9 protein-coding genes are annotated in these 5096 nt (G+C 71.8%); 8 read left to right on the plus strand and 1 reads right to left on the minus strand.

The annotated features are described in order from the left end of the window. From VOI19_RS13935 to VOI19_RS13955, 5 genes are all read left to right on the plus strand, one after another. Positions 1–354 (plus strand): type II secretion system F family protein (locus VOI19_RS13935; protein WP_323793564.1); only part of this gene is annotated, 354 nt, incomplete at its 5' end. Between the two features lie 55 nt (positions 355–409). After that, positions 410–619, plus strand: coding sequence for a hypothetical protein (locus tag VOI19_RS13940; RefSeq protein WP_323793565.1), 210 nt, complete (start codon positions 410–412; stop codon positions 617–619). 2 nt (positions 620–621) lie between these two features. Beyond that, positions 622–1005, plus strand: coding sequence for a TadE/TadG family type IV pilus assembly protein (locus tag VOI19_RS13945; RefSeq protein WP_323793566.1), 384 nt, complete (start codon positions 622–624; stop codon positions 1003–1005). Next, positions 1002–1457, plus strand: a complete 456-nt coding sequence (locus tag VOI19_RS13950; protein WP_323793567.1) for a hypothetical protein — start codon at positions 1002–1004, stop codon at positions 1455–1457. The genes VOI19_RS13945 and VOI19_RS13950 overlap by 4 nt, the downstream gene beginning before the upstream one ends. After that, on the plus strand, positions 1454–1894 hold the full coding sequence (locus VOI19_RS13955) for a pilus assembly protein TadG-related protein (protein ID WP_323793568.1): 441 nt from the start codon (positions 1454–1456) through the stop codon (positions 1892–1894). The genes VOI19_RS13950 and VOI19_RS13955 overlap by 4 nt, the downstream gene beginning before the upstream one ends. Here the strand turns inward: VOI19_RS13955 and VOI19_RS13960 are convergent. After that, positions 1881–2828, minus strand: coding sequence for a hypothetical protein (locus tag VOI19_RS13960; RefSeq protein ID WP_323793569.1), 948 nt, complete (start codon positions 2826–2828; stop codon positions 1881–1883). The genes VOI19_RS13955 and VOI19_RS13960 overlap by 14 nt on opposite strands. Before the next feature lie 131 nt (positions 2829–2959). Between VOI19_RS13960 and VOI19_RS13965 the strand changes: the two genes are divergently transcribed. The 3 genes from VOI19_RS13965 to VOI19_RS13975 all read left to right on the plus strand — a co-directional run. Next, the gene (locus tag VOI19_RS13965) at positions 2960–3523 is read left to right on the plus strand and encodes a DUF421 domain-containing protein (RefSeq protein ID WP_323793570.1); all 564 of its coding nucleotides are present in this window, start codon (positions 2960–2962) and stop codon (positions 3521–3523) included. An 86-nt stretch (positions 3524–3609) separates the two neighbouring features. Then, complete coding sequence (locus tag VOI19_RS13970) at positions 3610–4833, plus strand: substrate-binding domain-containing protein (protein ID WP_323793571.1); 1224 nt, start codon at positions 3610–3612, stop codon at positions 4831–4833. After that, positions 4830–5096, plus strand: a 267-nt coding sequence (locus tag VOI19_RS13975; RefSeq protein ID WP_323793572.1) for an ATP-binding cassette domain-containing protein, incomplete at its 3' end; no start/stop codon positions are given. The genes VOI19_RS13970 and VOI19_RS13975, both read left to right, overlap by 4 nt.

Here is a 5096-nt window from a genome sequence, read left to right on the forward strand (position 1 = left end):
GTACGACGCAGTGGCGGCGAGCTGTCCGGCGACCTGGCCCAGGTGCTCGCCGCGATCCGCACCGGTGAGCCGGTGGCCAGTGCGTTCGACCGGATGGCGGTGACTGCAGGGCTGCCGCTGGTGTCCCGCTTCGCCCAGGGCATCGCGATCGCGATGGAGCGCGGCACCCCGCTCGCCGACGTGCTCCACGCCCAGGCGGCTGACGTCCGCGAGGCCGGGCGTCGCAACCTCATCGAGCTCGCGGCCCGCCGCGAGGTCGCGATGATGGTGCCGGTGGTCTTCCTGATCCTGCCGGTGACCGTGCTCTTCGCCTTCTGGCCCGGCCTGATCGGACTGTCCCTCGCTGCTCCCTAGGTCTCCTCAAGCACTGCCCGACCGCAGATCGCGGTCGTCTCGGAAAGGAACCACCATGACCCAGCTCTCCCAACACCTGGTCCGACTTCTCGGATTCGCCCTGATGCTCGCCCTGCCCGCTGATCGCCGCCGCGACGAGCGCGGCGACGTGCCCGGGTGGGTGCTCGTCACGATCATGACCGTGGGCCTGATGGCCGCGATCAGTGCGCTGGCCGGTGAGCAGCTGACCTCGATGCTGCAGTCGGCGCTCAACTCGGTGCAGTAGCCGTGCGGGCCCAGCGGGGCCAGCGGGGCTCGGCGGTCGTCGACATCGTGATGGTGATGGTCGTGCTCGTGCCGCTGGTGCTCGGCATCATCCAGGTCGCTCTCGTGATGCACGTGCGCAACACCCTCGCGGCCGCAGCCTCGGAGGGAGCGCGCTACGCCGCTACCCAGGGGGCTGCTCCCGGGGCCGGGGTGGCTCGGACGCGCAGCCAGATCGACACCGGCGTCTCCGGTGACTTCGCGCGCGACATCGTCGTACGACGCGTGGTCGTGGGCGGGGTGCCGACGATTGAGGTCGTCGTGCGTGCCCGCGTGCCGGCGCTGGGCCTCGGTGGCCCGGGGGTCGACCTCGTCGTCGCGGGTCACGCGGTGGCGGAGCAGCCATGACGGCGTCGGCGAAGGACGAGCGGGGGAGCGCCGTGGTCGAGCTGGTGTGGCTGGGCATCCTGCTCCTGGTGCCGATGCTGTGGATCGTCGTCGCGGTCTTCCAGGTGCAGGGCGGCGCCTTTGCGGTGACGTCGGCGGCCCGGTCGGCCGCTCGCGCCTACGCCCTGGCGCCCAGCGATGTCGCGGGCGACCAGGCGGCGGCGGCCGCGGCACGGCAGGCGCTGAGCGACCAGGGGCTCGACCGCGTCCCGGTCGACGTGGACGTCGCCTGCACGCCGTACCCGAACGCCTGCCACAGCGGGACCTCGGTGATCACCGTGCGGGTGACGTCGCAGGTCGTGCTGCCGCTGATGCCCGACTTCCTCGGTGGCGGCAAGCCGTCATTCCGGCTCGACTCCTCGCACACGGTGCCGATCGGGCGTTACGTGCCCGTCGACGGCGGTACGTCGTGACGCCGCGTGCGCGCGACGACCGCGGCAGTGCCACCCCGCTCATCATCGGCTTCGCGCTCCTGCTGGCGATGACGGTCGCCTTCGTGATCGACGCCTCGGCGGCGTTCCTGCACCGACAGGGCCTCGACACCCTCGCCGACGGAGCAGCGCTCTTCGGCGCCGAGGCAGGCGCGGAGGGCACCGAGGTCTACACCGGAGGCCTCGATTCCCACGCGCTGGCCCAGACCCGGGCGCAGGCCGAGATCGGGGTGCGCGACTACCTCACCCAGGTCGGCGCCTACCGCGAGTTCCCAGCCCTGTGGTTCGAGGTCGCCGTGCGTGACGACCGGGTCGTGGTGCGCGTCAGTGCACCGGTCGACCTCCCGCTCACGGTGCCGGGTGGGCCGGAGGCGCCGATGATCTCGGCCACGGGAGCGGCGCTCGTCAACCCCGAGTAGGACGCTGTACGGGGCGAGGGTCGCCGAGGTGACGCACCCTGCCGTGGCCCAGGCTCAGACCGTAGGGGGCCTTCGACCGGTAGGCCAGCACGTCGCGACGGGTCCGGATGACGGTCGAAGCGCCGGCAGCGAGCTCGACGGACCCGTCGACCTTCGGGCCCTTCAGCTGCCGTAAGGCCTTGCCGTAGACGATCAGTGCCCGGAGGCCACCCGGGTTGGTGAACCGCACCCGATAGGGGCCGATCGCCTCGGCGACCAGCTTGGGCACCTCGGCGTGGTCGGCGGCGCCGGTGTTGTCGATGCGACCGGCACCCGCCGGATAGTCGAGGTGGTGGGCGTACCAGTGGATCGTGGAGCGATGCACCGTGACGACGCGGGTGGCTGCCGGGGCGAGTCGGAACCGACCGTCGAGGCTCCTGTCCGTCCTGCGGCCGTAGGTCACGATGACCGCTCGGGTGCCCGGGTTGGTGAACTCGAGCCGGCCCGGCGAGACCACCTGGACCTCGACCGGGTCGACCCGGAAGACGTCGACTGTCAGGATGCCTTCGGCGCCGGCCTGCTCGTTGCACACCGAGTAGGTGATCTCGTAGGTCGCGGTCTCGTTGAGGTGAGCGCCGATCGAGACGAGGCCGGGCTCAGCGGGTGGCCGCCCGCCGAGACTGACCGAGATCGCGTCCTCGTGCGGGTTGTCGATGCCGCACAGGGTCAGCGACCCACCGTTCGGGTCATGATCGTTGGCGAGCAGGTTCGTGTAGCTCCGGGTGTACCCGTGCCGGGGGACCCCGCCGATCTCGACGCTCTCGCCGGTCACGACGGGCGGGGCGGCGGGTTGCTCCGGGTCGGCGGCCGAGACCGCACCGGCGCCGGCGGCAGTGGACGTGACCACGAGCGCTACGACGCCCAGCGACCGCTGAAGACGTGTGAGAGCCGACATGGGCAACTCCTTGCGTCGAGCAGAGCTCCGAGAGGTGCTCGGATTCGGGCGCCCGGACGGAGAGTACGCGAGTGCTGAGCTCACAGCCGAGACCCCGGCGGTCGGCCGCGTCGATGGGCCACGATGGCCCGATGGACGACCTCGCGTACTACCTCGGCATCTCCCCGTTCGGCGCCCTCGCGGTGGTGATCTCCACCATCGTGCTGTACGGCGCGATCACCAGCCTGCTGAGCAGGGCCGGCCAACGGCTCTACGCCTCGCCGTCGAGCCTCGACCTCGCGGTGGTCACGGTGCTCGGCGCGATCGTGGGCCGCTCGATCCTCGGTCAGGTGCCGACGCTGAGCGGGGGTCTGCTGGCGCTGGGCACCCTCTTCCTGGTCGAGTGCGTTGCAGGGCGGGTACGACGCAGCGCGCGCATGGTCGCGCGCCGTCGCCACCGCGCGGTCGCGGTGATGGTGGCCGGGCAGGTGCAGCGCGGCGACCTGGCTCGGCTCGGGCTCGACGAGTCGGCGCTGTGGAGCGCCCTGCGCGGGGCGGGGGTGCGCACGCCCCAGGAGGTGGCGGTGGCGGTGGTGGAGGCCGACGGTCGTTTCACCGTGCTGCGCACCGGTGAGGAGCTGGAGCTGCACCCGGCGGCCCTGACCGGCGTGAAGCAGTCCGGCGAGCTGCTCGAGCGACTGGCCGCGGCCGACTGAGCGTTGACAGCGGCCGGGGGTGTGACTACGGTCTCGTCCTGAGACCTGAATCACCTGTCAGGTTTTCATCGACCAAGGAGATCCAGATGACCCAGGGCACCGCACGACCGCACGGCGTACGCCGCCGTTCCACCAGCCTGGCGGCCGTTGCTGCCGCCGGCGTCCTCGCACTCACCACGGCCTGCGCCCCGGAGGAGGGATCGGAGTCCGGCTCGGACGCCGGCACCGTCGACGTCTCGGTCATCTACTCCCAGACCGGACCGCTCGCCGCCTACGGCGAGGCCTACCGCAACGGCCTCGAGGCCGGCCTCGACTACGCCACCGACGGCACCGGCGAGATCGACGGCACCACCATCAACCTCGAGTTCTCCGACGACGCCGGCGACGCCGCCAAGGCCGTCGGCCTGGCCAAGGACGCCATCGGCTCGGGCTCGAAGATCATGGCCGGCACGATCTCCTCGGGCGTCGCCCTCTCGCTGGCCGAGCAGGCCGAGCAGAACGAGGTCCTCTACATCTCCGGCGCCGCCGCCGCCGACGCCGTCACCGGCATCAACCGCTACACCTTCCGCTCCGGTCGCCAGACCTACCAGGACGTCGCCACCGCCGGCAGCTTCCTCGGTGAGCCCGCCGGCCAGGACGTCGTCGTCTTCGGCCAGGACAACGCCTTCGGCCAGGGCAACGTCGCCGCGGTCGAGGCCGTCCTCGGCGGCGCCGGTGCCACCGTCGACTCCGTGCTCGTGCCCGAGGACGCCACCGAGTTCACGCCGTTCGCCCGTCGCATCCTCGACGCCGACCCCGACCTGGTCTTCGTCGCCTGGGCCGGTGACACCACGAGCGCCATGTGGAGCGCGTTGAGCCAGCAGAAGGTCTTCGACGAGGTCGAGGTCACCACCGGGCTCGGTGACGTCGCCAGCTATGGCGCCTACGGCACCGCGACCGAGGAGATCACCTTCCTCTCGCACTACTTCGGCGCTGCCGCCGACAACGACGTCAACACCGCGATGGTCGACTACCTCGAGGCCGACGGCGCCGAGGCCGACCTGTTCTCGCCCGACGGGTTCGTCGCCGGCCAGATGATCGCCCACGCGGTCGCCGAGGGCGGCGGGGACGACGTCGACGCGATGATCGAGGCCCTCGAGGGCTGGGAGTTCGACGGCCCCAAGGGCTCGATGACGGTCCGCGCCGAGGACCACGCGCTGATCCAGCCGATGTTCGCCGCCACGCTCGTCGACGAGGGTGGCTCGCCCACTCCCGAGCTCGTCAACACGGTCGACGCCGCCACGGTCGCACCGCCGGTCGCCGGCCAGTGAGCCGGCTCGACCGCTCCCGCGACGCGGTGCTCGCGGTCGAGGACCTGCACCTCTCCATCGGTGGGGCGCGGATCATCGATGGCGTCACCCTGGCCGTCGCGCCGGGGGAGATGCTGGCGGTGATCGGCCCCAACGGTGCCGGCAAGACGACGCTGTTCAACCTGTTCTCCGGGGTGTCGCGGCCGACGTCCGGCACGGTGCACCTCGCCGGCGACGACGTCACCGGCCGCTCGGTCGATGCCCGCGCCCGCGCGGGCCTCGGC

The sequence above is a fragment of the Nocardioides sp. genome, assembly GCF_034670285.1.
Lineage (GTDB): Bacteria > Actinomycetota > Actinomycetes > Propionibacteriales > Nocardioidaceae > Nocardioides.